Origin of the sequence: Paeniglutamicibacter psychrophenolicus (assembly GCF_017876575.1) — a bacterium.
Lineage (GTDB): Bacteria > Actinomycetota > Actinomycetes > Actinomycetales > Micrococcaceae > Paeniglutamicibacter > Paeniglutamicibacter psychrophenolicus.
In genome coordinates this window covers 2,710,764-2,736,299 of the sequence record NZ_JAGIOE010000001.1, presented here as the reverse complement: position 1 = coordinate 2,736,299, position 25,536 = coordinate 2,710,764, and the positions used below count along the sequence as shown (strand labels likewise).

General features: G+C 66.7%; 24 protein-coding genes. 9 read left to right on the top strand and 15 right to left on the bottom strand.

What is annotated here, in order from left to right; genetic code table 11:
• Positions 1 to 15 precede the first annotated feature (15 nt).
• The 3 genes from JOF46_RS12380 to JOF46_RS12370 are packed head-to-tail and all read right to left on the bottom strand — an operon-like array spanning position 16 to position 4,502.
• Positions 16 to 1,110, bottom strand: coding sequence for a flavin reductase family protein (locus JOF46_RS12380; RefSeq protein ID WP_209907566.1), 1,095 nt, complete (start codon positions 1,108 to 1,110; stop codon positions 16 to 18).
• On the bottom strand, positions 1,107 to 2,405 hold the full coding sequence (locus JOF46_RS12375; RefSeq protein ID WP_209907565.1) for an aromatic ring-hydroxylating oxygenase subunit alpha: 1,299 nt from the start codon (positions 2,403 to 2,405) through the stop codon (positions 1,107 to 1,109). The genes JOF46_RS12380 and JOF46_RS12375 overlap by 4 nt, the downstream gene beginning before the upstream one ends.
• A gap of 54 nt (positions 2,406 to 2,459) precedes the next feature.
• Positions 2,460 to 4,502, bottom strand: a complete 2,043-nt coding sequence (locus tag JOF46_RS12370; RefSeq protein ID WP_209907564.1) for an oxidoreductase — start codon at positions 4,500 to 4,502, stop codon at positions 2,460 to 2,462.
• A gap of 120 nt (positions 4,503 to 4,622) precedes the next feature.
• On the opposite strand from JOF46_RS12370, the gene JOF46_RS12365 reads away from it, so the two are divergent.
• The gene (locus tag JOF46_RS12365) at positions 4,623 to 5,567 is read left to right on the top strand and encodes a LysR family transcriptional regulator (protein WP_209907563.1); all 945 of its coding nucleotides are present in this window, start codon (positions 4,623 to 4,625) and stop codon (positions 5,565 to 5,567) included.
• A gap of 79 nt (positions 5,568 to 5,646) precedes the next feature.
• Here the strand turns inward: JOF46_RS12365 and JOF46_RS12360 are convergent, their stop codons facing one another.
• From JOF46_RS12360 to JOF46_RS12350, 3 genes are all read right to left on the bottom strand, one after another.
• Entirely contained in the window at positions 5,647 to 6,456 is an 810-nt protein-coding gene (locus JOF46_RS12360) for a PIN domain-containing protein (RefSeq protein WP_209907562.1), read from the bottom strand.
• 231 nt (positions 6,457 to 6,687) lie between these two features.
• Positions 6,688 to 7,833: an EcsC family protein gene (locus tag JOF46_RS12355; protein ID WP_245348110.1), complete on the bottom strand. Its 1,146-nt coding sequence runs from the start codon at positions 7,831 to 7,833 to the stop codon at positions 6,688 to 6,690.
• Positions 7,834 to 8,476: 643 nt separating this feature from the next.
• Complete coding sequence (locus tag JOF46_RS12350) at positions 8,477 to 9,064, bottom strand: helix-turn-helix domain-containing protein (protein ID WP_209907561.1); 588 nt, start codon at positions 9,062 to 9,064, stop codon at positions 8,477 to 8,479.
• Between the two features lie 47 nt (positions 9,065 to 9,111).
• Between JOF46_RS12350 and JOF46_RS12345 the strand changes: the two genes are divergently transcribed.
• Complete coding sequence (locus JOF46_RS12345) at positions 9,112 to 9,990, top strand: class I SAM-dependent methyltransferase (RefSeq protein ID WP_209907560.1); 879 nt, start codon at positions 9,112 to 9,114, stop codon at positions 9,988 to 9,990.
• Positions 9,991 to 10,064: 74 nt separating this feature from the next.
• Here the strand turns inward: JOF46_RS12345 and JOF46_RS12340 are convergent, their stop codons facing one another.
• Together JOF46_RS12340 and JOF46_RS12335 are read right to left on the bottom strand one after the other, a co-directional pair.
• Entirely contained in the window at positions 10,065 to 10,619 is a 555-nt protein-coding gene (locus JOF46_RS12340; protein ID WP_209907559.1) for a cysteine hydrolase family protein, read from the bottom strand.
• Between the two features lie 143 nt (positions 10,620 to 10,762).
• Positions 10,763 to 11,338 carry a helix-turn-helix domain-containing protein gene (locus JOF46_RS12335; RefSeq protein WP_245348109.1) on the bottom strand — a complete coding sequence of 192 codons (576 nt, stop codon included), beginning with the start codon at positions 11,336 to 11,338 and terminating at the stop codon, positions 10,763 to 10,765.
• Between the two features lie 64 nt (positions 11,339 to 11,402).
• Between JOF46_RS12335 and JOF46_RS12330 the strand changes: the two genes are divergently transcribed.
• Entirely contained in the window at positions 11,403 to 12,089 is a 687-nt protein-coding gene (locus JOF46_RS12330) for an AzlC family ABC transporter permease (protein ID WP_209907558.1), read from the top strand.
• Positions 12,086 to 12,406, top strand: coding sequence for an AzlD domain-containing protein (locus JOF46_RS12325; protein ID WP_209907557.1), 321 nt, complete (start codon positions 12,086 to 12,088; stop codon positions 12,404 to 12,406). The genes JOF46_RS12330 and JOF46_RS12325 overlap by 4 nt, the downstream gene beginning before the upstream one ends.
• 12 nt (positions 12,407 to 12,418) lie before the next feature.
• Here JOF46_RS12325 and JOF46_RS12320 read toward each other — a convergent pair whose 3' ends face one another.
• Both JOF46_RS12320 and JOF46_RS12315 read right to left on the bottom strand, forming a co-directional pair.
• A complete protein-coding gene (locus JOF46_RS12320; protein ID WP_209907556.1) occupies positions 12,419 to 13,159 on the bottom strand; it encodes an alpha/beta fold hydrolase in 741 nt (246 codons plus the stop codon).
• Between the two features lie 39 nt (positions 13,160 to 13,198).
• The gene (locus tag JOF46_RS12315) at positions 13,199 to 13,621 is read right to left on the bottom strand and encodes a hypothetical protein (RefSeq protein WP_209907555.1); all 423 of its coding nucleotides are present in this window, start codon (positions 13,619 to 13,621) and stop codon (positions 13,199 to 13,201) included.
• 535 nt (positions 13,622 to 14,156) lie between these two features.
• On the opposite strand from JOF46_RS12315, the gene JOF46_RS12310 reads away from it, so the two are divergent.
• Both JOF46_RS12310 and JOF46_RS12305 read left to right on the top strand, forming a co-directional pair.
• Positions 14,157 to 15,002, top strand: a complete 846-nt coding sequence (locus tag JOF46_RS12310; protein WP_209907554.1) for a hypothetical protein — start codon at positions 14,157 to 14,159, stop codon at positions 15,000 to 15,002.
• 35 nt (positions 15,003 to 15,037) lie between these two features.
• The gene (locus JOF46_RS12305) at positions 15,038 to 15,439 is read left to right on the top strand and encodes a hypothetical protein (protein WP_209907553.1); all 402 of its coding nucleotides are present in this window, start codon (positions 15,038 to 15,040) and stop codon (positions 15,437 to 15,439) included.
• Positions 15,440 to 15,576: 137 nt separating this feature from the next.
• Here JOF46_RS12305 and JOF46_RS12300 read toward each other — a convergent pair whose 3' ends face one another.
• The 4 genes from JOF46_RS12300 to JOF46_RS12285 all read right to left on the bottom strand — a co-directional run bounded on the left by JOF46_RS12300 (position 15,577) and on the right by JOF46_RS12285 (position 21,495).
• Positions 15,577 to 16,647 carry a 2,3-butanediol dehydrogenase gene (locus tag JOF46_RS12300; protein WP_209907552.1) on the bottom strand — a complete coding sequence of 357 codons (1,071 nt, stop codon included), beginning with the start codon at positions 16,645 to 16,647 and terminating at the stop codon, positions 15,577 to 15,579.
• A 775-nt stretch (positions 16,648 to 17,422) separates the two neighbouring features.
• Positions 17,423 to 18,688 carry a DUF222 domain-containing protein gene (locus JOF46_RS12295; protein ID WP_245348108.1) on the bottom strand — a complete coding sequence of 422 codons (1,266 nt, stop codon included), beginning with the start codon at positions 18,686 to 18,688 and terminating at the stop codon, positions 17,423 to 17,425.
• 285 nt (positions 18,689 to 18,973) lie between these two features.
• The gene (locus JOF46_RS12290; protein ID WP_209907550.1) at positions 18,974 to 19,807 is read right to left on the bottom strand and encodes an SDR family oxidoreductase; all 834 of its coding nucleotides are present in this window, start codon (positions 19,805 to 19,807) and stop codon (positions 18,974 to 18,976) included.
• Positions 19,804 to 21,495 carry an FAD-binding oxidoreductase gene (locus JOF46_RS12285; protein WP_209907549.1) on the bottom strand — a complete coding sequence of 564 codons (1,692 nt, stop codon included), beginning with the start codon at positions 21,493 to 21,495 and terminating at the stop codon, positions 19,804 to 19,806. Before JOF46_RS12285 ends, JOF46_RS12290 begins: the two co-directional genes overlap by 4 nt.
• 17 nt (positions 21,496 to 21,512) lie before the next feature.
• On the opposite strand from JOF46_RS12285, the gene JOF46_RS12280 reads away from it, so the two are divergent.
• Genes JOF46_RS12280 through JOF46_RS12270 form a run of 3 tightly spaced genes read left to right on the top strand, consistent with a single transcriptional unit; the run spans position 21,513 to position 24,591 of the window.
• The gene (locus JOF46_RS12280) at positions 21,513 to 22,121 is read left to right on the top strand and encodes a TetR/AcrR family transcriptional regulator (protein WP_209907548.1); all 609 of its coding nucleotides are present in this window, start codon (positions 21,513 to 21,515) and stop codon (positions 22,119 to 22,121) included.
• Complete coding sequence (locus JOF46_RS12275) at positions 22,118 to 23,692, top strand: glycerol-3-phosphate dehydrogenase/oxidase (RefSeq protein WP_209907547.1); 1,575 nt, start codon at positions 22,118 to 22,120, stop codon at positions 23,690 to 23,692. Before JOF46_RS12280 ends, JOF46_RS12275 begins: the two co-directional genes overlap by 4 nt.
• Positions 23,689 to 24,591 carry a diacylglycerol/lipid kinase family protein gene (locus JOF46_RS12270; RefSeq protein ID WP_209907546.1) on the top strand — a complete coding sequence of 301 codons (903 nt, stop codon included), beginning with the start codon at positions 23,689 to 23,691 and terminating at the stop codon, positions 24,589 to 24,591. Before JOF46_RS12275 ends, JOF46_RS12270 begins: the two co-directional genes overlap by 4 nt.
• Before the next feature lie 12 nt (positions 24,592 to 24,603).
• Here the strand turns inward: JOF46_RS12270 and JOF46_RS12265 are convergent, their stop codons facing one another.
• Positions 24,604 to 25,437, bottom strand: a complete 834-nt coding sequence (locus JOF46_RS12265) for an alpha/beta fold hydrolase (protein WP_209907545.1) — start codon at positions 25,435 to 25,437, stop codon at positions 24,604 to 24,606.
• Positions 25,438 to 25,536 lie beyond the last annotated feature (99 nt).

Here is a 25,536-nt window from a genome sequence, read left to right as displayed (position 1 = left end):
TTTTCTTCCGGGCGCTTAGGCGTCGATCACCAGGTCGCCGGTCGGCGTGGAGCAGCAGATCAGGATCTTGCCCGCGGCGATTTCCCTGGGCCTGATCCCGCCGGCGTGGTTCATCTCCACCGTGCCCTGGAGCAGCCCCGACTTGCAGGTCCCGCACATCCCCAACGTGCACGAAGAGGGCACCGGAATCCCGGCGGCCAAGGCAGCATCAAGCACGAAGGTGTCGGCCGGGCACTCGATGGTCCGCCCGCTGCGCACGAACTCGACGCTGAACACCTGCGATTCCCTGGCGGCCTCCGGCGGCTGCGCCGTGGTGTTGGCAGGGGCGTGGTCGGCGATATCAAAGCTTTCCACCGTGAGCGCCGAGGCTTCGCAGCCCGCAGTTTCCAGCATCCCGCGGACCGCCTCCAGGTACTGCGGCGGGCCGCAGGCGAAGACCTCGCGCCCGCGCACATCGGGCACCAGTTCGAGCAGGAGGTCCGCATCCAGCCGGCCGGGTGCCCGCGGGATGCCAACGGTGGGAATGGACCCGGTGCTGAGGATCGTTTCCACGCGGATGCCGCTGGCCTCCGGGATTGAGCGCAGCTCGCGGTGGAAAATCACGTCCCCCGGATCGTGCGCGCTGTAAAGCAGCACCGCATCCACCGGATCGCCGGAATCAAGCAGCGCCCGGGTGATGGACATCAGCGGGGTGATGCCCGAGCCCGCCGCAAGGAAAAGGTAGCCCGGCTGCGGGCCGGGCAGTGCTCCGGCGAGCGCGGGCGGGGTGAAGCCGCCCAGCGGGCCGTGTGCCTCGATCACCGCGCCGGGGGCCAGCGAGTCGTGCAGCCATCTCGAGGCCGGTCCCCCTGGCAGGGCCTTGACCGTGATCTCCAGCCCGTCCCGCGGGATGGAGCTGATGGTGTAGCAGCGGGCCAGCTGCCCGTGGGGCGTATCCAGCAAGAGCGTCAGGTACTGCCCCGGCAGCCAGCCGAACACTTCTCCCGTTTCGGGCTCGAAGGTGAAGGTCGTTACCTCCGCGGTCTCCGGGCGGATGGCGGTGCAGCGCAGGGATCGGTCCGCGGGTGCCGCCGGAAGGGAAGCCGGCAGTGCCTGGAGTTCCTGCGTCATGGCTGCACCTCCATTCCGAGGCCCGTGCGCAGGCGGTCGATGTACCAGGAGCAGAAGTCCTCGACCTGGTATTCGTTGGGGGCGTAGGGCCCCTGGAGGTAGGCGGGGCTGGTGACCCCGAGCTGGGCGCGTTGCACGAAGGTGCCGTCCTGCTCGTTGGTGCGTTGCCACACCCGCTTCAGTTCCTCGAGGTCGTAGTCTTGCCCCTCCACGGCGTCCTCGTGGACCAGCCAGGTGGTGCGCAGCAGCGTCTTGTTCGGGGCCAACGGCAGCACCGAGAAGGTCACCGCGTGGTCGGAGAGCACGTGGAACCAGGCGTTGGGCTGCAGGTGCATGGACAGGCGCCCGAGCCTGGGCTCGGTGAGCTCCCCCAGGAGCCTGCGGCACAGCAGGGTCCCGTCGGGGCTGAAGGACTCTCCCGCGCCGTCCATGGGTTCGCGCTGGATGCGGAATCCGGTGCCCGGGGCGCGCAACTCCTGGATCTGCGCGTAGGGAAGGTTGTTGGCCGTACAGCGTTGGACCAGGTCGGCCTCCGCGGCGAGGTAGCGCTCGTGGGCGGGGCGCAGCCGCGGCGGCAGCCCGTCGGGGTCGTAGCCGTAGGTGGGGAACAACGAGCAGGAGAGCTCGGGGTGCCCGTCGCAGTGGTAGCACTCCCGGTTGTTCTCCATCACCAGCTTCCAGTTCCCGTGCTCCACCAGGTCCTCCTGCGCGGCGACCTTGGTGCGGCGCAGCTGGTGTGGGGCCAGGTAGGGTTCGATCCGGCTCGCGTAGGAGGCGAAGTCTTCCGGCGGGGCGTTGGAGAGGCAGATGAAGATGAGCCCGGCCACCGATTGCACCGCCACCTTCCGAAGCCCGAACCGGGTCTTGTCGAAGTCGGCCGGCTGCGAGTCGGCGTGCAGCAGGGCGCCGTCGGATCCGTAGGTCCAGTGGTGGTAGCCGCAGACCAGGTTGCCGACGGAGCCGGCCGGGTCGTTCAGGATCCGGGCCCCGCGGTGCCGGCAGACGTTGTGCAGCGCGGATATTTCCTCGTCGTCGTCGCGCAGCAGGATCACCGAGTGCGGACCCACCGAGATGGTGAGGTAGTCCCCGGGTTCCGGGATTTCGGCGTCGGTGGCCACGAAGATCCAGTGCTTGGCGAAGATCTCGGAGATGTCCATCCCAAGCACCTCGGGCGAGGTGTAGAACGGGGCCTCGAGGCTCAGCCCCGGAATCCGCCGGGCAACCAGTTCGGCGATCCCGGCGGAGGGGGTGTGCGAGGGCGGCAGGTGGTGGACCGGTGTCGTGGTCGTGGTCATGGCGGTTCCTTTCGTGGCGAGGTGGCGGGGTCTGGGCAGAGCGAGCGGGGGCATTTACATGGGCAGGCACAATCGCAGGGCGTCGTAGATGGCCGCGTGGATGTTCCGGCTGGCCACCGCGTCCCCGACGCGGTAGAGCGCGAAGCGGCCCTCGGGGTTCCTCCCCGCCGGCTGCGGCGCCCCGGCCAGCAGCGCCGGGTAGTCGATCTCCCCGGCGTTGGTCGAATCGGGCAGCAGCTCGAAGTACAGCTCGGTGTTGGGCAGGGTGCCGTGCTCGGTGACCACCAGGTCCACGATGCGGGTGGTTTCGAGGCCCGAGTACTCGCTGTAGAGCACCGCGGTGAACCTGCCGTCCGGTTCGCGCACCACCGAGCGCAGCCGGTGCGCCAGGGTCGTGGTGACCCCGTGCTCGGAGAACGCCCGCAGGTAGGCCGGGGAGTTCATGGCCCCGACATCGGGGGCGAGCATGCGTTCGGGGGTGACTATTTCCACCTTCGCGCCGGCGGCCGCGAGCTTCTCCGCGGCGTCCATGCCCGGCTCTGCCCCGTTGTCGTCATAGACCAGCACGGTTTCGGGGACGGAGGGCAGGTGCCCGAGCACATCCCAGCAATCGGCAGTCAGGTCCCCGCCGACGGGCAGGAAGTCGTGGTTGGGCATCCCGCCGGTGGCCACCAGGACCACGTCCGGGTTTTCGGCCAGCACGGTGTGGGCCTCGGCGTAGACCCCGTAGCGGATTTCGACCCCGGCCAGCAGCGCCTCGGAGACCCGCCAGTCGATGATGCCCATCAGGTCCCGCCTCCGGGGTGTGGAGGCGGCGATCCGCACCTGTCCTCCGGGTGCGTCGGCGGCCTCGAGCACCACGACCCGGTGCCCGCGTTCGCCCAGCACGCGCGCGCATTCCAGTCCGGCCGGCCCGGCACCGATGACCACGGCGACCTTCGACGGTGCGGCCGCCGGCGGCACCAGGTGCGGCAGCTGCAGTTCGCGCCCCGTGGCGGGGTTGTGGATGCACTTGGCGTCCCCGGAGGCGTAGATGGAATCCAGGCAGTAGTTCGCCCCCACGCAGGGCCGGATCCGCTCCTCCTGCCCCGCTGCCAGCTTGGCGACCAGATGCGGATCGGCGATCTGGGCCCGGGTCATCCCGACCAGGTCCAGCAGCCCGTGGGACACTGCGTGGCGGGCGGTGGCGATGTCGGCGATCTTCGACGCGTGCATGACCGGGATCCCGATCTGCTCCTTGATGGATCCGGCGAAGTCCAGGAACGGGGCCGAGGGCACACCCATGGACGGGATCACCTTGGCCAGGGCGGCGTCGGATTCGATGGACCCCTTGATCACGGACAGGAAGTCGATGCCGGCCTCGATGTAGCGGTGCAGTGCGGCCATGGCCTCGGTGCGCCCCAGCCCGTGTTCCTTGTCCTCGTCCATGGACATGCGGATGCCCACGATGAAGTCCGGGCCCACGGCCTCGCGCACCGAGTTGATCACCAGCAGCGGGAAGGCGATGCGGTTTTCGAAGCTGCCGCCCCAGGCGTCGGTGCGGTCGTTGGTGGCCGGGGACAGGAAGGCATCCATGAAGTGCCCGTAGGACTGGATCTCGATCCCGTCCATGCCGGCGTCGCGGCAGCGCACCGCGGCGGCGGCGTAGTCGGCCGCGATCCGGTGCAGGTCCCATTCCTCGGCGACCTTGGGGAAGGCGCGGTGGGCCGGCTCGCGCATGGCCGAGGGATACGGGACCGGCAGCCAATCCCCGGCGTAGTTGCTGGTGCGCCGCCCCAGGTGGGTGATCTGGCACATCACCGCCGCCCCCACCTCGTGGACCTCGGCGGTGAGTTTGCGCAGCCAGGCGGAAATCTCGTCACGGTGCAGCTGGAGGTTCCCGAAGGAGGGCGGGCTGTCGGGTGAAACCACCGCGGATCCGCCGATCATCAGCAGTGCCGCCCCGCCCTTGGCGCGCTCCACGTGGTAGGCCCGGTAGCGGTCGGTGGGCATCCCGTTCTCCGCGTAGGCCGGCTCGTGCGAGGTGCTCACGATCCGGTTGCGCAGCACCAGGTGCCGAAGCGCAAACGGCTCGAGCAGCGGGTCCACCAGTTTCATGCGCCAGGCCCCTTCGTTCAGCGGGTGCCCCGGTCCCGGGGACCCGTTGCCTCCAGTGTGACCCGGGCCATTGCTGAAGACCAGCAAACGAAATGGCAAGATACCGTGTAATCTTCGTGCATGATCGATCCGAGGCTCCACGTGCTGCGCATGCTTGCCGCCCACGGGACCGTCACCGCCACCGCCGGGGCGCTGCACTACACGCCCTCGGCCGTCTCCCACCAGCTGCGCACGCTGGCCGAGGACCTCGACGTGGTGCTGCTGGTCCCGCAGGGACGCGGGGTCCGGCTGACCCCGGCCGCGCGCATCCTGCTCAGCCACGTCGATTCGCTGTTCTCCAGTTGGGAGCACATCCGCGGGCTGCTGGCCGCCGAATCCGGCAGCTACGCGGGCTCGCTGCGGATCTGCGGATTCTCCACCGCGGCCGCGGCCCTGCTGCCGGCGGTGGTCACGGCGCTGCGGGCCAGCCGGCCGGCGATGGAGGTGCGGATCATCGAGGCCGACCCGGCCGAATGTCTGGATCTGTTGCTAGCGGACGACGCCGACCTGGCGGTGATCGTCTCCACCGAGGCCACCCCGACGAGCGCGGACAGCCGCTTCGAAACGAAATTCCTGCTCGATGACCCGCTGGAGCTGCTGGTCCCGGTGGGCCACCCGTTGGCCTTCCGGACCGACGTGGGATTGGCGGAGACCGCTGACCAGCAGTGGATCGTGGACCGGCCGGGAAGACCACACCGGCAATTGGTGTTCAACTCCTGCGCCGAGGCGGGCTTCACCCCGACGGTGGCCCACGAGGCGGCGGAATGGGACACCGCCGCGGCGCTCGTGGCGGCCGGGTTCGGGGTCTGCCTGGTCCCGCGGCTGGCCCGGCTTCCCTCCGGCTACCCGATCGTGCGGGTACCGCTGCGCGGGGATCCGGCCCCCTCGAGGCACATCCGCACCGTGGTGCGCCGCGGCAGCGGCTCCCAGCCGGTGCTGGCCGAGGCCCTGGAAGTGCTCACGCTGGCCGCGGTCGACGTGCGGTTCCGTGCGGGGAAGGGACCGTCCGGGGAAGGACGCGTCTAGGCAGAGATGCATCCGTCTGGCACGACCCATGACCATGCAGGATTAGATGTCGCCATTCCGCACCGCATATCCGCACAGGTTAGCGCGGCAGTGGTGGTGGGGCTCGATTGACGCGCGAGCGGAGCCACGGTGGTTGATTAATATATGCGCGAGAATCCGAATGGGACTTCAGTTCCTTCAGAATATCTATCGCACGAGGGCCGGGAGTAGCGACGAATACCGAGTCCGTCTCTGTCACAGACCATCCACGCTTCTGGTAGAAAATTTTCAGCTGCGCGTCGTCGGTCAACAGGGGCATTGCAAGGACATAGGACGTCGCGGCCACATACATGTCATTCATGGTGTTCCGCGCCGTGCCCTTGACGCGATATCCGTCCTCAACGAACTGGTTCGCGAGGACGACCGCCTCAGCCGCGATCTCTTCGTCCAAAGGGATCACAGCTTCAATGTCACTACGTAGAAACTCCCATTTGCTGAGAACTCGCTTGAGCGTCTTGCCTCGGAGGCCTCTCGAGGCGAAGGCGCGGAAGAGGCGATCGTGCCCGCCACTATGAGCGACCGCGATGGCCGCATGCCCCAGTTCGAGCGATTCAGCCCGAAGACGCGATCGGGGTACGGTCAGGCGATCAGCATGTTTTGAGACAGGGAAACGCTTCCCGTGGTCGATGACCAAGCGAATAAACCCGTCCGGTGACATCCCGTGGTGGATGTTGAGGACGCGCTCATCGAGTACCGGCAGCGCATAGCGGTATCCCGTCTCCTTGTCCGGAACTTGGATACCAAGGAGCTCTTGGGCAGACACCGAGGATGCAAACAGGGGTCTATCGAGCCATGTGCCATGCTCGACCATCCAGTCCGGGGAAAGTCGATTCGTATCCAACAGGTACATGATCAAATCCTAGTATCGCCCGACGAACAAGTTGGAACCGAGGGCGTTGGCGGTCGACTGGCGCGAATGGCAGTGCGCCACAGTCAACTTTTGAGTGGCACAAGGAGAACTGACCCCGCGACGCCCAGAACCCACCCCCCGGACGGCCCAGAAACTGCTCAACAACCCAAGAGATCCCGCCTGACTCTGGAATGGGGCTGAGACGTCGATCCAGAGTCAGCGACAGATCGGTCATTGTGAATTGTCTTTGGACGTTTGGAGCGCGGGTCCGCCCATCTCGGCTAGTTCATCAAGGACGCTGATCACTTCATCGGCACCGCTTGGGTCATCCTGGCCCATTTGGGGAAAGGAACCGTGCGCTTCTTCGTCGGCAAGGTGTGGGTACTTCTCCAACAGGAAACGCCGTCGGTAGGCAATGCCAGCGGCGTCGACGATCGACTCCAAGGTGGCCCAGTTAAAGGCACCGCCAATGGCGATCCCTGCTACGGGTACGACCTTGCCAAGACCCTGCTTGGTGAGGCGAATAGCGAATTTGTTCGCGAACTGTTTGGATACCTGGGCGACAATTGACTTGTCCAAGATCGCCCATGCTTTGCCTCTGACGAGCGCTTGGGTGAGCCGCGAGATGTCAGCCATCGCAGCGGTCTTCGCGCTGGCCGACATTGCGGTTCCTGCATTGACGACGGACATCACGAACATCTTCTCGCCAGGCTCCTCGGGATCGTAGCCGTAGAGCAGCGAGACGTGGCCAACGGAGCGAGAGGCGAGTCCGAGAACCCACGCCGCGTCGCCAACGATTGCTCCGGCGATTGCTGCTCCCGATGGCGCTGCCGCGACGCCGCCGGTAATGGGGATAGCGAGTTCTCCACCGGAGATCACGAGCCCCGCCCCCATTCCCGACAACGCCGCGGCAATCGGATAGCCCCAACTCGTTCCTTGTCCACGCACGGCGTCAATCTGTTGGAGGTCGAGACGGCGCAGGTCGTTAAGCGATACAACGTTATGGCCGCGCTTCCTGTGCTTCGTCACCACCCGCTGAGTGGAAAGTCCCGCTCGTGAGACCCGACCAACGGTTTGCCGCATCGAGTCAAAGGCAGATCCGCCCCAGTCGACCATGCCATCGGGTATTGAACCGGCGGCTTTTCGGGCACCGGTGCCGATCACATGGGCGCCTTTGCCTACGAGATCTTGCCCACGAGATACGGCTGCTAAGGCTCCCGGGCGCTTCTCCAGGAATTGCGTTGCATGATTGCCCAGTTTCATGGCCCCAGCGGCTACCTGCTCGCCTGTATTCCTCATCATTTGGGAGAGGGGGCGACCCTTGAATCGTTGAATGTCGCGCCAGGCGGCGAGCTCGTATTCCGATGGTTCAGTCATACCGCGAGTGTAATCCCCTACACCGACAGAAATAGAAGTAATTCAGGCGCATGCAGAAGAGAGTCCTGCTTGTTTCAGTGAGTGCGCAACCGCAATAGTATTCACGACCGATGAGAGACCGCATAAGCTTCCCTGTTACACCATCACGTCTCTCGGACATGCCCAAAGACGAAATCTCCAACGATACAATTAGTGCCACGAATCTTGTCACAGTCACGGCCCATGAGTTCATTGAAGATGCAGCCCACGATCTAATTCCGGGACCCTAAAGAGAAAATTTCTCCGGTTCTGCCCCGGACTTTCGCTCCCTTTCCGGGTGCCCAAGACGGTCGAGGGGCGCAACCTTTGATAGCTCCAGATCGGTCGTGGATGCGCTCTCTCGATTCGATCAATCGATCGCGACCTGTAGCCATTTCTCAAAACCTTCCCGGAGTCTGACGGCTCTTCGGGCGATCTGGAATTCCCCGACAGGGACCCTTACATGAAGCGCAACGTCGTGTAAAATAACTTCGCTCCCTGAATCAGGGTAGGTCGCTGGCCACTTATTACGACAAACACTCGCTGGCCTATAGATCTGCCATCACGTTGCAAGCAGTGCTCGGCTGGCGCCATGACATCGCGGATACAGCTTTAGGCGTCAAGCCTAGTCCGACGCGTGGTCGTGGTGCATGTGGGCTCGTTCCCCGCCGTGGTCGAAGATCGTCAGGATCTCCACGGGCCCCTCGTGCACCCCGATGCGGTGCGGGACCATGGTGGAGAATTCGGCGGCTTGCCCCGGATGCACCAGGATGGTGCGCTCCCCCAGCACCAGTGAGACGGTGCCGGACAGCACGGTGAACCATTCGCGGCCCGGATGCACGCTCAGCCCGATGTCCTTCACGGACCGCTCTTGGGTGATGCGCATCTTGGCCACCGTGGTTCCGTTGGCCGAGTGCTCGCGCGAGAGCAGCCAGGTGGTGAGTCCGGGCTGGTGCTCGGGCTCGGGGCGGATCACCACGTCCTCGTCGCTGGTCGGCTCGACCAGCTGGTCAAGAGTGGTGCCCAGCGCCTTGGCCAGGGGAACGAGTTGGTCCAGCGCGATCCTGCGGTGTCCGGTCTCGATGCGGCTGAGCGTCGAGGGGCTCAGGAAGCAGCGGGCCGCCAGGGAATCCAGCGACCAGCCCTTGGCCAGCCGTAGGCCCTTGATGCGTTGGCGGATCACGGTGTCCATGGAAAGTTCTTCTTGCGTCATACGCAAGAGTGTATGCCAACCGCGCATACCGTGGTTAGGCTGGAACCATGACGACACAGCACTCCCCGGAACACGGACACCACACCCACGGCGGGAACCACGGCAACCACCACGAACACCAGCATTCGGACGAGCAGGGCATGGCGGAAATGCTCGACCTGGATGCCCAGTTGATCAACGACCACCTGCAGGAAATCTTCGCCTGGACCGCCGGATACCAGCCAAGCCCGCGCACCGTATTGGACCTGGGTGCAGGCACGGGCACCGGAACGCTCGGGTTGGCGCGCACGTTCCCCGAGGCCGGGGTCGTTGCCCTGGACCAGTCGGAGTTCATGCTCGGGCGCCTGTCGACCAAGGTGAAATCGCTTGGGCTCGAAGAGCAGATCTCGACCCTGCAGGTGGACCTGGACGCGGCGTGGCCGGAGCTGACGGACATCGACCTGGTGTGGGCGGCTTCCTCCATGCACCACATGAGCGACCCGTCCAACGTATTCGAGCGGATCACTGGCACGCTGTCGGCCGACGGGCTGCTGGTGGTCGTGGAGATGGACGCGTTCCCCCGTTACCTGCCCCGGGATCTGGGGTTCGGAACCCCGGGACTGGAGGAACGTTGCCACGCGGCAGTGGGCAGCGCCAACTGGAACGCCCACCCGGACTGGGCCGGCCCGATCCGGGAGGCGGGGATGGAAATCATCGAACAACGAACCTTTGGCTACGCGATCGAACAGGATCAGGAGCTGGTGGCGCGCGCCGCCCACCGGTGGCTGTCCCGGATGCGCGATGCCCTCAACGAAGACCTGACGGCGGCGGACCTCCACACCCTGGAAGTGCTGCTGGGTGACAAGGACCCGCGCTCGGTGCTCGCGCGCACCGACCTGTCGATGCGAGGCAGCCGCACGGTGTGGGCGGCTCGGATCGCCCGATAGGAACGACCCGCAGGGCTCCCGGCCCAGTTGTTCGCCCGGGGCCCCGTCGTTTCGGGTCCAGCGGTTGGGGAGGGTCAGGACCGGAAGTCGACGTCCTGCGTGGAGACGACGGCGGCGGTGCGGCCGGGTGCTCCCTGGAACTGCCAGTAGAGATTGATGTGGGCGATCGCCACTTCGGGCGCCGGTGCGCCCCATTCGGTCATGTCGCTGGTGGTGTGCGCGTCCGACACCAGAGTGACGTCGTAGCCGCGGGTGAAGGCGCCGTGGACCGTGGAGCGGATGCACGCATCCGACTGAGCACCCGAGACAACCAGCCGGCCGACGCCGGCGGACGAGAGCACCTCTTCCAGGTTGGTGCCCTCGAACGAATCCCCGTAGATCTTCTGGATAACCGTTTCTTCGGCGGCGGGCGATAGCTCCGGGACGATTTCCCAGTCGGCGCTGCCCACTTCCATCTCCTCGTCGGAGTGCTGCACCCATACGACCGGTGCCCCGGACTCCCTGGCCCGCTTCACCAGTTCGTTGATGTTGCCGATGGTTTCCTCGCGCTGATAAGCATCTGCCACAACATTGTTCTGGACATCGATCACCATCAGGGCGGTGCGGTCTCGATCCGAGAATGTGCTCATGGTCGTCTCCCCTTTTCAAGGATGTGCTGGAGCTTTTCCACGAACCAACCTACGCCGAAGCACCCACGTTTTGGAATGGCCAACGCGGAGCGTTTGGAAACCTTGCCGGGCAGCTGCCATGCCCCGTGGATTCTCCCGGGAAGCTACCGCGCCTCGACAACGAAGACCGCGAACGTCCCTTTTTCAAGCGCCTCGAAGTCGTGGGCCTGGTCGCCGGGGTAGCTCATGTAGTCCCCCGGCCCGAGTTCCGTGGCGTTGCCGGCGACGGTGTTCCTGGCCCGGCCCGCGGACATGATGATGTGTTCAACGGTCCCCGGCGCGTGCGGCTCGGAATGCTTGATGGCCCCGGGTTCGGCGGTGATCAGGTAGATGTCCCGGCGCGCATTCGGCGGGCTGGGCGCCAGCAGGGCGGCCGCGTAGTCTGCGGATCCCGAGGCCAGGCGCGGGCCCTCGCCGGCGCGGATGACGGTCACGGCGGGGCGGGGCGGATCGAGCAACGCGGAGAGCGGGACGCCGAATGCTGTGCTCAGGGCCCACATGGTTTCCACGCTGGGATTGCCGGCACCCGATTCAAGCTGCGAGAGCGTGGATTTGCCGATGCCCGCGCGCCGGGCCACCTCCGAGAGGCTCAGGCCCGCGCGCTCGCGTTCCCGGCGCAGCGCGACGGCCACGCGTTCCATGGGCAGTGACGATTCGGGGTTGGAAGTGGTCTTGGCCATGCGATCATCATAGCGGCCATTCGTTCACCTTGACGAACGACCGGCCGGTCGCCACAATGAATCCATGCGTTCAATATTTCGAACAGTCGGACGGTCTACCGTCCACGAGTCGGTGATGGTCGCACTGTCGGTCGGAGTCGTCGGCATTTCCTATGGCGCCCTGGGCCGGGACATGGGGCTGGACTTCTGGCAGGTGGTCCTGCTGGCCGGCACGGTGCTGGGCGCCGCCTCGGAGTTGCTGTTCATCAATGTCATCGGTACCGGCGGCTCGCCCGTGGTCGCCGTCCTGGCCGGACTCATGGTCAATTCGCGGAACCTCGCCTATGCCGTGGGAGCCGGAAAGTTCCTGCCCTCCGGGTGGCGGACCGCCCTCGGAGCCCACCTGGTCAACGACGAATCGGTGGCCATGGCCCTGGCCAAGGAAGACAAGGAAAAGCAGCGGGCCACATTCTGGCTGGTTGGCCTGGGAATCCTTGTCGCCTGGCCGGGAGGCGCGGCGCTCGGTGCGTGGTTGGGCTCCGTGGTCTCCCCCACGGCGCTTGGCCTTGACGCGGCATTCCCCGCGCTGCTGCTGTGCATGGCGGCCAAGCCGCTGCGCAACAAGACCACCTTGCTGGCCGCGATCATCGGGGCGATCTTCACCTTGGTGGCTTCGCCGTTCGTTCCCGCGGGCCTGGCCCCGGTCCTGGCGCTGCTCGGGGTGGGAGTCGTGTACCTGGGCAGCAAGCGCCGGACGCGGGTTTCGGCATGAATGTCCAGGTGTTCCTGTGGTCCATGCTCGGGCTGGCCGCAGGAACCTACGCCATGCGGCTGGGCGGGGTCCTGCTGCGTTCCAGATTCCAGTTCTCACAGGACGCGGAATCGTGGATCGATCGCTGCGTCGTTGCCCTGCTGATCGGAGTCGTGGTGACATCCATGGGGATTACCGGTCAGGACTTCGTCGGCTTCGCCCGGGTTTCCGGGATCGGGGCGGCGGGAATCGCTGTAGTGCTCCGGGCACCCCTGGTGCTGGTCCTGCTGACCGCGGTGCTGGTCACCGGCGGCCTGCGCCTGCTCGGCGTCCCCTAAAGCAGCTTCGGTTCACGGCCGTGAAAGCCATGCCAAGGCGCGGGCGTTGAACCAGTCAGGGCGCTGCAACGGGATTCCGTGCCCACAGCCCGGAACCAGTTCGAGCTCGCTGCCGGTCAGCTCCGCGTGGATGGCCAGGGCAGAGTCCCGCATCACGGTACGCTCGCGTGCTCCGGCCAGCACGATGGCCCTGCCGGGAAAATCCGAGAGCTTTTCGGGCAGCGTGAAGCGCAGGTTTGCCTCCACCGCGGCGAGCAGCGTTTCCCTGCCGATGCCCGCGCTGGTGGCAATGTATGACTCCATCAGGTCCTCCGGGATGAACAGTTCCCGGGCCTGCAGTCGGGCGAACCAGCGCTTGCGGGCAAGTGGGGCGGTCAGCCCGAGAAGTGCGAGCGTGGGTTTGACCAGGGGCAGCGGCTTGGCCTGGGCACTGACGACCATGACCCGGTCCACCAGTTCAGGGTGCGTTGCCGCCAGTTCAATGGCCAGTTGGGCGCCCAGGGAAAAGCCGGCGACGGCCACCGGCCCGGTGTTTGCTGTGACGAGCAGCTGTGCCAATGCCTCGATGGTGGCAGCGTGGGATACGTAGGGCTCCGAAGAGCTTTCGCCGTGGCCGGGCAGGTCGGGCACCAGGACCCGGTGGCTGGTTTCCAGGCTCCGGCGCAGCGATGTCCACATCCACCCGGCGACTCCCCCGCCATGGAGCAGCAGCACCGGCTTGCCCGTTGCCGGACCAAAACTGTTGGTGATCATCCACGCCACCCTATCGGCAAGGTTCCAAGGAATCCGTGCTCAGGGTTTGTGTGCCAACTCCGCGATGGCCCCGAAGCTGGCCTTCAGGATCTTCTCCACCACCGCCGGCGGGTACCCCAGTCGGCCCAGGACCTCTTTGTAGCGGGCGATGTTCCCGCTCTTCCATTGCTCGGCCACCTCGGCCGGGGTGAGCTCCGGCTTCCAGCGGCCGATCGTGGCTAGGGCTTCCTGGGGGCTGGTGGTTCCGGCAACCAGCCCGTCGAGCAGCTTCTGGAAATCCGGGACGCGTTTGCGCCGGGCCTCGACTCCCGCGGTGTACACGCTGATCAGCGACACCAGCAGCCCCACCACACCCACCAGGAATCCTGCCATCTCAAGGAATTCCGCGTGCGGCTCGCCCTCAGTCTCGCCACCGGGCTCCCTGTCGAACGGTGCCGCGGCGGCCGCGAATGGCCCAGCCACCGCGGCGAGATCCGGCGTTAACCCATCCTCGAACACGCCCATGTCTTTTCCCCGTTTCCCGAAGCATCCGATGTGCAGCCACTTGGCGCGGAGTCTAGCAACGAATCCGGCCCCGGGACATGGCGACGCAAACCGCCCGTAGACGGAACACCGTCGCGCGGCGTCCCGCCCACGGGTGGCCAATGGTCATTTGCCATCCGGTCAGCAGGGCTTCGGGCTCTTGCCACCGGGCGCGTAGCAACGCGGTCCGGTGTAGCTGGAATATCCGCCGGAACCGGATAGTAGAGAGTATCGAGGCCCGCCACGACTTCCTCGACCTTGGCCGACACGGTGCCGGCGGCCTCGGTCCCGCAGAGCCCCTCACCTTGTTCCGATGCCAGCTGCTCGGCCACGCGGCGGTGGTCCACGAGGCACCGCGCGGGTCGCCCTTCACACGCGCCACACCGAGGAGGGCCCCGCGGCAACCCTTGCCCAGGTCAGCTAAACATCGGCTGACCAGACCCGTCACCTCTCCAAGGGCCAGTAGGCTGGAACCATGACTTCTTCACCGGACGCCCCCAAGAAAAGCCCTGGCGCACGAATCGCGACCTCCCTGATCAGCGGTGCGGCCAGCGGGGCCTTGACGCTCATCGACCCGGCCCGCTTCAAGCCCTGCGCCCGCAGGAGTCTGGTCGCCGGGTCGGGGGCCGCCTACACGGCCGTGGTCTGGGTCGGCAGCTCGGGCAGCGAGGAATACAAGCCCGGCAACGTGCTGCGCGGATCGCTCGCCATCGGCCTGGGCGCACTGGGGGCCATCGCCACGCACTACAGCTTCGCCCTGGACGGCAAGATCCATCAGTCCCTGCTGCGCCGCGGCATCGGCAACCCGCGCCCGCTCATGGCCGCTGGCTCCGGCATCCTCACCGCGGCCCTGGTGCTGCTGGAAGCTCCGACCCGGGGGGCCGAGCCGGTCGCCTACGACCACGACGCCGGGCCGGCGGAACGCGAGATCACGACGGAGCTGCGCAACCTGGTCGACGGCATGCTCAACGCCACCGAGGATTTCGGCGCTGAGCAGCTGCGCGGGCAGCTTGCCGGCGCCAAGGAGCAGTACTGGGTCGGCCCCGACGAGTTCACCAGCTCCCTCTCCTTCGTGGTGCCGATGGATGCGGTGCGCACCGTGCCGCGCAATTTCACCTTCCCGGTGCACGCGGACTTCACCACCGACGACGGGCACCCGATGCGCGTGAGCCTGCAGGTCCATGACGGCGTGCTCGACACCCTGCTCATCGACGTGCAGCATGAGCAGCTGGTCACGGCCAACACCGACGATGACGATCCCTTCGAATCGGTCACCGGCTGGCCGTTGGCCTCCGAGGTCGTGTACACCCCCGAGGCCTAGGGCCAAGCAGCATACCCGGGGCGTACCGTGGACCCATGACACGCTTTGTGATCGACCCGCCCGCACTTCTGGCCATCGTGCGGGCGGACACCCCGGTACACCCGGACCACCAACTTGTCGCACCCCACGCCATCCGCACCGCGGCCCTCGAATTGCTGCTGGGCGAGGTGGGTGCGGGAACGCTGGACGAAGCCGGGGCCCTGGCCCTGCACGAGGCCATGACCGCGGTGAAGATCCGAACCCTGGGCGACAGGGTCTCGCGGGGCACGGCCTGGAAGCTGGCGCGGACGCACGGGTGGGATTCGCTCGGGGATGCCGAGTACCTCGCGGTCGGCGTGCTGCAGGCCGACGCCTTGGTGGCGCTGGAGCCGCGGCTCGCCGCGCAGGCTGCTGGCGTCTTGCCGCTGGCTCCATTCCCCGCGCTCTTCTTCGAATAACCCGGAACGATTCACGGAGGGATCTCGGCGATTTCCCAACACCTGCTGATCCGCGATGGGGTGCACGCGAATGTCACCGGAGCCACGGTCGACGGCAAAGTGCTTTACGACCTGGCTCCGGCGACCGAAGTCCTGCCCTAAAGGCCGGCGCCGCTGGGCGAGACAAGGATCTTCACGGCCGTCTCGTTGTGGTTGATCAGCGTGTCGAAGCCCTCATCGATCAGGTTCTCCAGGGCGATCTTCCCGGTGATGAACGGCTTGAGGTCGATCTTGCCGCTGCCGACCAGTTCGATGACCTCGGCGTGGTCGCGCACGTAGGCGATGGTGCCGCGCACGTCGATTTCCTTGAGCACGATCTTCTGCATGTCCACGCTCGCCGGGTGGCCCCAGATGGAGACATTGACCAGCACGCCGGTGGGCTTGAGCGCATCGAGCAGCGTGTCGAGCACCGCGTTGACCCCGGCGCATTCAAAGGCCACGTCTGCCCCGAGGCCGTTGGTGATCTCCAGGACCCGGGCCTTGACGTCCTCGGTGCTGGGATCCAGCACGTGGTCGGCGACCCCGCTGTCGCGGGCCTTGTCCTTGCGCGCGGCCGAGAGCTCGCTGACGATCACCGTTACGCCCATGCCCTTGAGCACCGATGCGGTCAGCAGGCCGATGGGGCCGGCGCCGCCCACGAGCGCGACCTGGCCCTGGTGCACGCCGCTGCGGACCACCGCGTGGTGCCCCACCGACAGCGGCTCGATCAGCGCCGCCTCGTCCAGCGGGATGTCCCCGATGGGGTGGACCCACCGCGCGTCGACGACGATCTTCTCGCCCAGTCCCCCGCCGCCGCCGGCCAACCCGATGAAGCCCATCTTGGTGCACAGGTGGTAGTTTCCCGCCTGGCAGGAGGCGCACTGCCCGCAGGTGAAGTACGGCTCGACCACTACGTTCTGCCCCACGGCCAGGTCCATGACGCCCTCGCCCAGCGCCGTGATCGTTCCGGAGAATTCATGCCCCAGGGTCACCGGGGCTTCTTCGTGGGTCAGCGGATGCGGGTGGCCCGGGGACGGGATGAAGATCGGGCCTTCGAGGTACTCGTGCAGGTCGGTGCCGCAGATGCCGCACCATGCGACATCTATGGCCACCGCCCCCGGGCGCAGCTCGGGCTCCGGGATCTCTTCGATGCGGATGTCTTTTTTTGCATAGAAACGTGCAGCTTTCACGGCGAATCCTCTCTCGAACGACCGGACGCGGGGACACGCGCCCGTACGGGCACCACGCAGGCGAAATGGATTGTCCGTGCATGGAATCCGTTCGTTCTCGACGCTACATCCGGGCTACGTCCGGTGGCTAGATCGAGCCGAGGAGCTTTCGATGGACAGCAGGGAGGAAGATCGATGCAAGCCCAACGTTGCGGTGGAGTCGAGCGTCGAGGAAGTGCACGAGAGCGCTAGTGACTCGAATAGTTGATGGTCATGATCGCTACGACTGCACGCGCATCGCTGTCGGGAGTCGTTTGGTAGTGGTTGTTGCATTGGTAATTGATTCGTCCGGCTCCTGAAACCTCATAGTGATGTGTGCGGGACCAACTCACGCCCATCGGTTTTCCTGCCGAACCCCAGAGCAAGGAGATGGACGCGATCGCAGCGGGTGCCCCTGGAGTTTGGGCCACGTGGTTCCAGAATTGCCTGACCCCAGTGATGCCAACGCATTTTACCAGTTCGTCCCATTCCTGCTCGAATTTTCGATGAACCAGAATCCGATATCGAGGTCCTTCATCCGGACGGCCGCCGGGTGAGCGAGCCGGCACGAACGGCATTGCAGTTATCCCGGTGTCGGCATTGAATCCCGGCCATTACTTCAGCGCCTTAAGCGCTCCCCGGATCACCGTTCCCGAATACTGACGCATCCGCGCCAGCAGGACACGACCCATCTCCCCCCGTGGGGGTTGGTCGTGTCCTGCTGCTCTTGAATTGGGTGGATCTTTCCGCGGGGCCATCAGCCGCCCGGTGGCGCCCCGCCTGGCGGGTGCTCCCCGAGCGTCCGGCCCGAAGGAAGCATGGTTTTCATGCCCGGAAGGGGCGGTGCTTTCGAAATATAGGTGTGGTTGCTGGGTGTGGTGATGTTGAAGCTGTGCCGATCCCCGGGAGTTGGATGTTCGTCCCAGTCAGGTGCTTCCTTGGTCTGGTTGCAACTGAAGCAGCGACCCGAGGAATTGTCCTCGGTGGTTTTTCCGTTCTTCCGGACCTGCACCACATGGTCGATGTCGCGGATCTTTCCGTTGCAATAGGGGGTGCGGCAATATTGGTCACGCACCTTGATGAGCTTCTTCAGGTTTCCGCCAAAGCGCCGCGCCCTGGATTCCATTGCCACCAGCTGCCCGGTCCGGCTTTCAACAAACAGGCCCCTGACCCAGATCGCCAGTTCGTCGTCGGGCCCTGCCGCAACCATTTTCCTGGCTCGGTTCGCGCTGATAAATCCGTAGCCCGGTATCAGCACGGGCTCGTTGCTCTCCCCGGTCAAAACGGCGGCGTCCATCACCAGCAGAATTTCAAGCGGGACGCCTCCGGCGACTTTGAGCCCGGTCATGAGCTCGTAGAAGGCGTCGGCCTGGATCTGCCCGGCACTTCGTTCTTCCCCGGGTTCCCTTTGGGCCTTTTCCGCTTCTCCGGCAAGCACTTGAAGAACGGCAATCCCCAGGGATAACGGCAGTGTCCCGCTGATCATGACCTCGTGGGCGTTGATCTGGTAACCACCGATGCAGCGGTTTTTCCAGGCTTTCGCCTCGAGATCCTCCTCGGTCTTGGGCTCCAGGATCTTCGCCCAGTAGGCAACGATGTCAGCCAGCTTTGCCGTTCCCTGCTCGAAGCAGTTGTGCGTTTCTTCCCAGAGCAACCTGTCGACCAATTGCCGGTTGGCGAGTTCCAGGTTCCTGGTTCCACTGATCACGATCTGGGCCTGTGCCCAAGTCACCTTGCCGTCCCGCAGTCCCTGCCTGGTCAAGGGCAGGTCCGCCCCCATCATCCTAGAGCTGTTCATGAAGTGGGTCCCGCCCTTTGGCGAGATGCGCATGGCCAGCGCGACTTCCTTGGAAGCTCCCCAACCCGGGTTCTTTTCGCGGAGGTTGCGCTTTTTCCGGGCGGCCGACAGGGAATCTTCGTAGGCCACGGCGTGGTCGGCCTGTTGCGCGAAGATCGCGCTCTTCGCGGCCTCCATCGCGGCGATGTTTTCCACGGTGTCGAAGTGATCGGAGGGGATGTCCATGCGGTTCAGGCCGGAAGCCACGCACCGGATTCCGGCGGCGCCGTTGCTGGCAACATATTCTGCAACCACCGCATCCAAGTCGACACCTTGGGCTTTGAGGTCCGCATATCCCAGTCCAGTGCCGGAACCACCCGCGGTTCCGGCTGCAAGAGGACTGTCCGATGACTTCCTGGCCATATCACCAGTATAGAACGATTGCCCGAAATAGAAAACAGTTGTTTCAAATTATTCGTATAAATATTCTACCCAGTGACGCCAGGTGCCGAGTCTCCACAGCGGCGGACGCTACCTGCGCCCGGTGAAGTGCTCCATGGACTTGTAGACCCCGAACACGCGCCCGGCGACGACGTCCCAGGCGGCAATCGGCAGCACCCCGCGCAGCGCGGTGCTCAGCTTCACGGTCCAGGGCATCATCAGCATCGGCTGCCCGTCCTTCATGGCCCTCCAGACCCGCTCGGTCACCGGCCACGGTTCCAGCAGCGGGGTCAGCAGCGGACCGCGGGCGCCTTCGAACATGCCGGTCTTGATGTAGGAGGGGCAGAAGGTGGTCACCTTGATGTGCTTGTGTCCGGCCTGGGCCAGTTCCAGGCGCAGCGAGTCGGACCAGCCGATGACCGCCCACTTGGACGAGGAGTAGACGCTCATCCTGGGGTTGGCCAGCAGTCCGGCGGCCGAGGCCACGTTCACGATCCGGCTGGTGCGCCCGCGGGAAATCATGGAGGGCAGGAACTCGCGGGTGATGTGCATCAGCGCCAGGGTGTTGATGTTCATGGTCGCGGCGATGTCGGAGCGCTGGTCGTGTTCCCAGAAGTACTTGCCGCGCACGATGCCGGCGTTGTTGATGAGGATGTCCGGGGCCCCGACGCCGGCGCGCACCTCCTCGGCGGCCTCCTCGATGGATTCAAGCCTGGACACATCCACCACCATCGTGTGGATCTCGCTGCCGCCGGTGCGCAGCTCGACGGCGGTGTGTTCAAGCTCCGCCGCGTTGATGTCCCAGAGAATCACGTGGCTGGCCCGGTCGCGCACGGCAAGCTGGGCATACATCTTGCCCATGCCCATGGCCGCCCCGGTGATGAGCACGGTCGATCCGGCCAGTGTGTCGATGGTGGGGCTCATGGCTTCTCCTTGGTTGGTGACGCATTCTTGGGCGTGGGGATGAGTTTTCCGGGGTTCATGATGCCCGACGGGTCAAGGGTTTCCTTGATGCCGGCCAGCACCGCGATGCCCAGGGCACCGATTTCCGCTTCCATGTAGGGTGCGTGGTCGGTGCCCACCGCATGGTGGTGGGTGATGGTGGCCCGGGCCGCGACGATGGCCTCGGAGGCGGCCTTCTTGACGCGGGCGTTTTGCGCCGGCCCGTCCTGCTCCAGCCCGGCCAGGAACGTGAAGTAGATCGAGGCCCCGTCCGGGTAGACGTGGGAGATGTGGGTCTGCACGTACCCGGTTCCCCCGCCTTCGGCCAGTGCCTCGAGGATGGCGCCGCGCACCGCGGCGTAGGTGGCTTCGAGCCTGGTCCAGGTCGCGGCGGTTTCCAGGGTCTCGACCAGCACGCCGCGGGTCAGCAGTTCGTCGCGCAGGTAGGGTCCGGAGAAGCGCCCGCGCTCCCAGGCCCGTGCCGGCAGGGGTCCGACGTAGATCCCTCCGGCGGCGCGCAGGATCCGTGCGCTGCGCCGCTTGCGGGCGGCGGTTTCGCCCTTGGCTCCCTCCCAGACGAACAAGGCCAGCGCCGGTGTGCGCTGGCCGCGCAGCCCGAGGTACCTGGCCATGGCGGCGGTCTTGGGGCCGCCGAGCTTGAAGGTGGCGGCACTCTGATCGGTGTCGCTGAGCCTGCAGACATGCGGCATGTCCCCGCGGACGCCCTCGTGGCGCAGCCGGCGCAGGGCAGCGGCCCCGGCGGCGAAGGATTCGAAGGACCAGGCGCCGTGGCTCCTGGATTCGGGCAGCGGCTGGATCAGCATCGTGGCGGAGGTGATGACCCCCAGGGTGCCCTCGGATCCCACGACGGTATCCAGGAGCTTCGGGCCGGCGGCGGTACCCGGTGCCGTCGAACCGACGTCGAGGGGCCCGGCGGGGGTTTCCAGGTGGACGGCCTTGACCAAGTTGTCGGAGCGGCCGTACCCGGTGGAGGCCTGGCCGGCGGAGCGCGTGGCGACGTAGCCGCCCAGGGTTGCCTCCTGGTGGCTTTGCGGGAAATGCCCGAGGGTGAACCCCAGCGGTTCCAGGGCCGCCTCGATGGCGGGGCCGCGGATCCCGGCCTCGAAGGTGGCGGTGCGCGAGAGTGCATCGAGGTGCAGCAACCTGTCCATGCGCCGCATGTCGATCGTGACGACCCCGGAGAAGGGGCCGCGCAGCGGTTCGACTCCCCCCACGACCGAGGTGCCCCCGCCGAAGGCAACCACGGCCAGGCGCCGGGCGACGCAAAGCTCCAGGACCCGGCGAACCTCCTCGGCACTGCCGGGGAAGATCACCGCGTCGGGCGCCTGAAGTGCGTCCCCGCCGCGGATGCGCAGCAGGTCGGGTGTGCTCTTGCCGCCGGAGTGGAGGATGCGTTCGGTGCGTTCGGTCGAGACGTGCCGGGCCCCGCAGATCCCGCTCAGTTCGGCCAGCACCGCCTCGCCCAGGGCGGAAGGGCCCAGCGCGATGTCCTCGAAGTCGACGGGCGGATGCGCGGCTTCAACGTTCTGGAGCCCCAGGGTGGTGCGCAGGTATTCGAGGCCGGCGGCGGACAGCGGCTTGGCCCGGGCCGGGTCTCCCCAGCCGTACCAAACCGAGCGGGGAATCGTCACTGTGTTCTGGGTCACCATGCGATACAGTGTGACACATGACGTCACAACGTACCAGCGGCCCCGGCGACGAGGGCATCCTGCTGGCCACGCGCGCCTCGGTGGTCCGCCACGGGGTGCGCCGCACCACCGCGAACGACATTGCCGAACGGGCGGGGGTTTCCCGCATGACGTTCTACCGCCGGATGGGCTCGGTGGAAAACGCCGTGCTCGCCACCCTGACCCGCGAGTTCCGCACCGCCGCCGCGGATGTCCGCGCCGCCTCCCCTGCCGGCACCGGGCGCGAGCAGCTGGTGCACTTCGCCGTCCAGGCCGTGCGGGTCTTTGCCACCTCGGAGCTCCTGGAATCGATCGCCGAGCGCGACCCCGAGTTCCTCATCCCCTACGTCACCGACAGGTTCGGTGCCAGCCAGCAGCTGATCCTGGCCCAGCTCGAAGCGCTGATCGCCGAAGGGCTTGCCGATCACAGCATCGAGGCGGGCGAGGCCACCGCCACCACACTGCTGCTCGCCCTGCAGGGCGTGGCGCTCTCGGCGAGGCTGCTGCGCAAGAGCGGCACCTTCGAACCAACGCTGAAGGAGCTCGAGCGGATGCTCGTGCGCCACCTCGCCCCCGCCGGGGAAGGCACCCCCGGGGCCGGATCATGAGTGCTGGCCGGCCGACCTGGATCAACGACGCCACCCGGGCCCGCTCACTGGGGCACCTGGCCGGGCACGAGGTGGACGTGGCGGTCATCGGCGGCGGGATCACCGGGGCCGGCGTGGCCCTGGATGCGGCCAGCCGCGGGCTGTCCGTGGCACTGCTCGAATCCCGCGACTTCGGCTCCGGCACCAGCGGCTACAGCTCCAAGCTCATCCACGGCGGGCTGCGCTACCTGGCTCGCGGAGACTTCCCGGTCGCCTGGGAATCGGCGGTGGAGCGGCGCTGGCTGATGCAGGAAATCGCCCCGCACCTGATCCGCCCGCTGGGCTTCATCATCCCCGACACCACCGGTGCCAGGCGCGCCCAGACCGCCGCGGCGGGGGTTGGCGTGCTGCTCTACGATGCGCTGCGCCGTGCCTCGGGCCTGCATTCGTCCATCCTGCCGCGCCCCCAGCTGCTCTCGAGGCAGGCCGTTGCGGCCATGGCGCCGGCCCTGGACACCGAAGGGCTGCGCCGCGGGCTGCTCTACTGGGACGGGCAGGTGATCGACGATGCGCGGCTGGTGATGGCCGTGGTGCGCACCGCCGCGGGGCTCGGCGCGCACGTGCTGCGCGACGTCAAGGCCACCGCGATCACCGCCACCTCCGTGGAGGCCATCGACACCCGAACCGGCGAAACCCTGGGCATCCGGGCGCGGAGCGTCATCAATGCCGCCGGCGTCTGGGCGGCCGATTTCGATCCCGCCCTGGAGCTGGTTCCGAGCCGCGGCACCCACCTGGTGGTGCGCGCCGCACGCTTGGGCAACCCGCATGCCGCCCACACCGTGGCGGTCCCCGGGCACTTCGGCCGGTACGTGTTCGTGCTGCCCCAGCCCACCGGCGTGGTGTACATCGGGCTGACCGACTATGAGGACCGCGACGCCGACGGCCACCGCCCCGCCGTGCCTCAGCACGACATCGATTTCCTGCTCGGTGTCGTGAACCGGGTGCTCGATCCCCCGCTGTCCCGGACGGACGTGGTCGGCTCCTTTGCCGGCCTGCGGCCGCTGGTGCGCTCCGCGCATTCCAACGGGCCGGACGGCACCGCGGACATCTCCCGCCGGCACCTGGTGAAGGATGTTCCCGGGCAGCCCATCACCGTGGTGGGCGGGAAACTGACTACCTACCGCCGGATGGCGCAGGACGCGATGGACGCCGCCGCTTTGCGGCTCGGCGTGGACGTCCCGAGCCGGACCAAGCGGCTTCCGCTGGTCGGCGCCGCAAACCGCACCGCCCTGGCCGCCCTTCGGGCACCGGCACGGCTGGTGGCCAAGTACGGCACCGAGGCGCCCGTGGTCCACGCACTCGCCGGCGAGCACCGGTTGTTGGCCGAGCCGCTCTTCGAGGGGACCGGGATCACCGGCGCGGAACTGCTCTTCGCCATCCGCGCCGAGGGGGCAACCAGCATCGAAGACCTGCTGGAGCGACGCACCCGGCTTTCCCTGGTGCCGGCGGACGCGGCCAGGGCAGGCGGCCGCGCCGGGCAAATCCTGGCAATGGCCGCCGAAACCCCACCAGTGGAAGGACCCACCGCATGAAGGCACCCACGTCGGGACCGGCCCTGCTGCTGGTCAATCCGGCCTCGGGCCGCGGCCGCGGCCTGAAACACCTTGAACAAACGGCCGCCGCCCTGCACGCCGCGGGATACACCCCCGTCGTGCACATCACCGAAAGCCTGCAGGAGGCCACCGACCGGGCACGCGGAGCCGCGGCCGGGACGCTGGTGGCGGTGCTCGGCGGGGACGGGTTCCTGGGCGCCGCGGCGGCCGGGGCCAGGGATTCGGGTGCCGTCCTGCTCCCGCTGGCCGGGGGCCGGGGCAACGACACGATCCGCCGCCTCGGGCTGGACCTTGACCCGGCCAAGACCGTGAGGAAGCTTCCGCGGCTGGTGGTGCGGGAGCTTGACCTGGGGCTGGTCAACGGCCGCGCCTACCTCGGGGTCGCGAACGTCGGATTCGACGGACTGGCCAACGAATACGGCAACAGCGCCAGGATCAACCTCGGACCCTTCGTCTACCTCTACGGCGGGCTCAAGGCGTTCCTGGAATGGCGCAACGTCACCTTCACCCTGACCGTGGACGGGGCCCAAAGCACCGTTCCGGGCTGGTTCGTCGCCGTGGGAAACGTCGGCCAATACGGCGGAGGACTGCACATCTGCCCACAGGCCAGGGTCGATGACGGACTGCTCGATGTCGTCGCCCTGGGCAGGGCCACGATCCTTGGCGTGGCCCTGACCTTCCTGCGTTCCTACCGTGGCACGCATCTGCGCCAGCGCAACATCACGTTCAGCCGGGGAAGCGAGATCACCATCAGCGCCAGCAAGCCGCTGAACATCTATGCCGACGGGGAAAACGTCGGCCCGCTGCCGGCAACGATCTCCATCGCGCCGGCAGCCGTCAAGGTCCTGGTGCCCGCGGATTCCCCGGTGTTTGGCTGACCGCCGCGTTCCCTAGCCCTTCAGGAAGGCCAGCAGGATCCCGTTGACCTCCTCGGCGTGGGTCCAGAGCAGGCCGTGCGGGGCTCCCTCGATTTCGTGGAACTGCGCCGCGGGAAGGGCCTTGGCGAAGCGGCGTGCGGTGTGTTCGATCGGCAGGATCCGGTCCGCGGTGCCGTGCACGATCAGGGTCGGCACCTTGATGCCGGCCACGTCCTGGCGGAAGTCGGTCAGCCAGGTCGGTTGGGCGGCGACCGAGGCAAAGGCCGAGGCCGCATAGGCCACATGCTTGTTGGCCTCCAGTGCCTCCGGGCTGAGCCGGTTGCCCAGGAACTGGTCGGTGTTGAAGAAGTTCTTGAAGAACTCGGTGAAAAATGCGTAGCGGTCGGCCTTCACGGCCTCGAGCAGGGGTTCGAAGGTCGAGGCGGGCAGGCCCTCGGGGTTGTCCGCGGTCTGCAGCAGGAACGGTTCCAGGGAACCGAGGAACACCGCCTTGGCCACGCGCGCCGAGCCGTGGTTCGACAGGTAGCGGGCCACCTCCCCGGTGCCCATGGAGAAGCCCACCAGCACCGCGTCGTACACGTCGATGGCTTCCATCACGGCGTGCAGGTCCGCGGCGAAGGTGTCGTAGTCGTAGCCCACGGTGGGCTTGGAGCTCTTGCCGAAGCCGCGGCGGTCGTAGGTGATGACGCGGTAGCCGGCTTCCAGCAGGGCAGCTGTCTGCTTCTCCCACGAGGAGCCATCCAGCGGATAGCCGTGGATCAGCACCACCGGCTGGCCGCTGCCGTGGTCCTCGAAGTGCAGTTCGATCGGCGTGCTGTTCTCGGTTCCTACGCTGATGGTTCCCATGGGGATCTTCCTTTCACCGTGCAAGGGCGCGCGGCGCAACGCCGCACTGCTTCCCACGCTATGTAGGCGGGGTGCGACTTGGCAAGGACACCGCCGAGC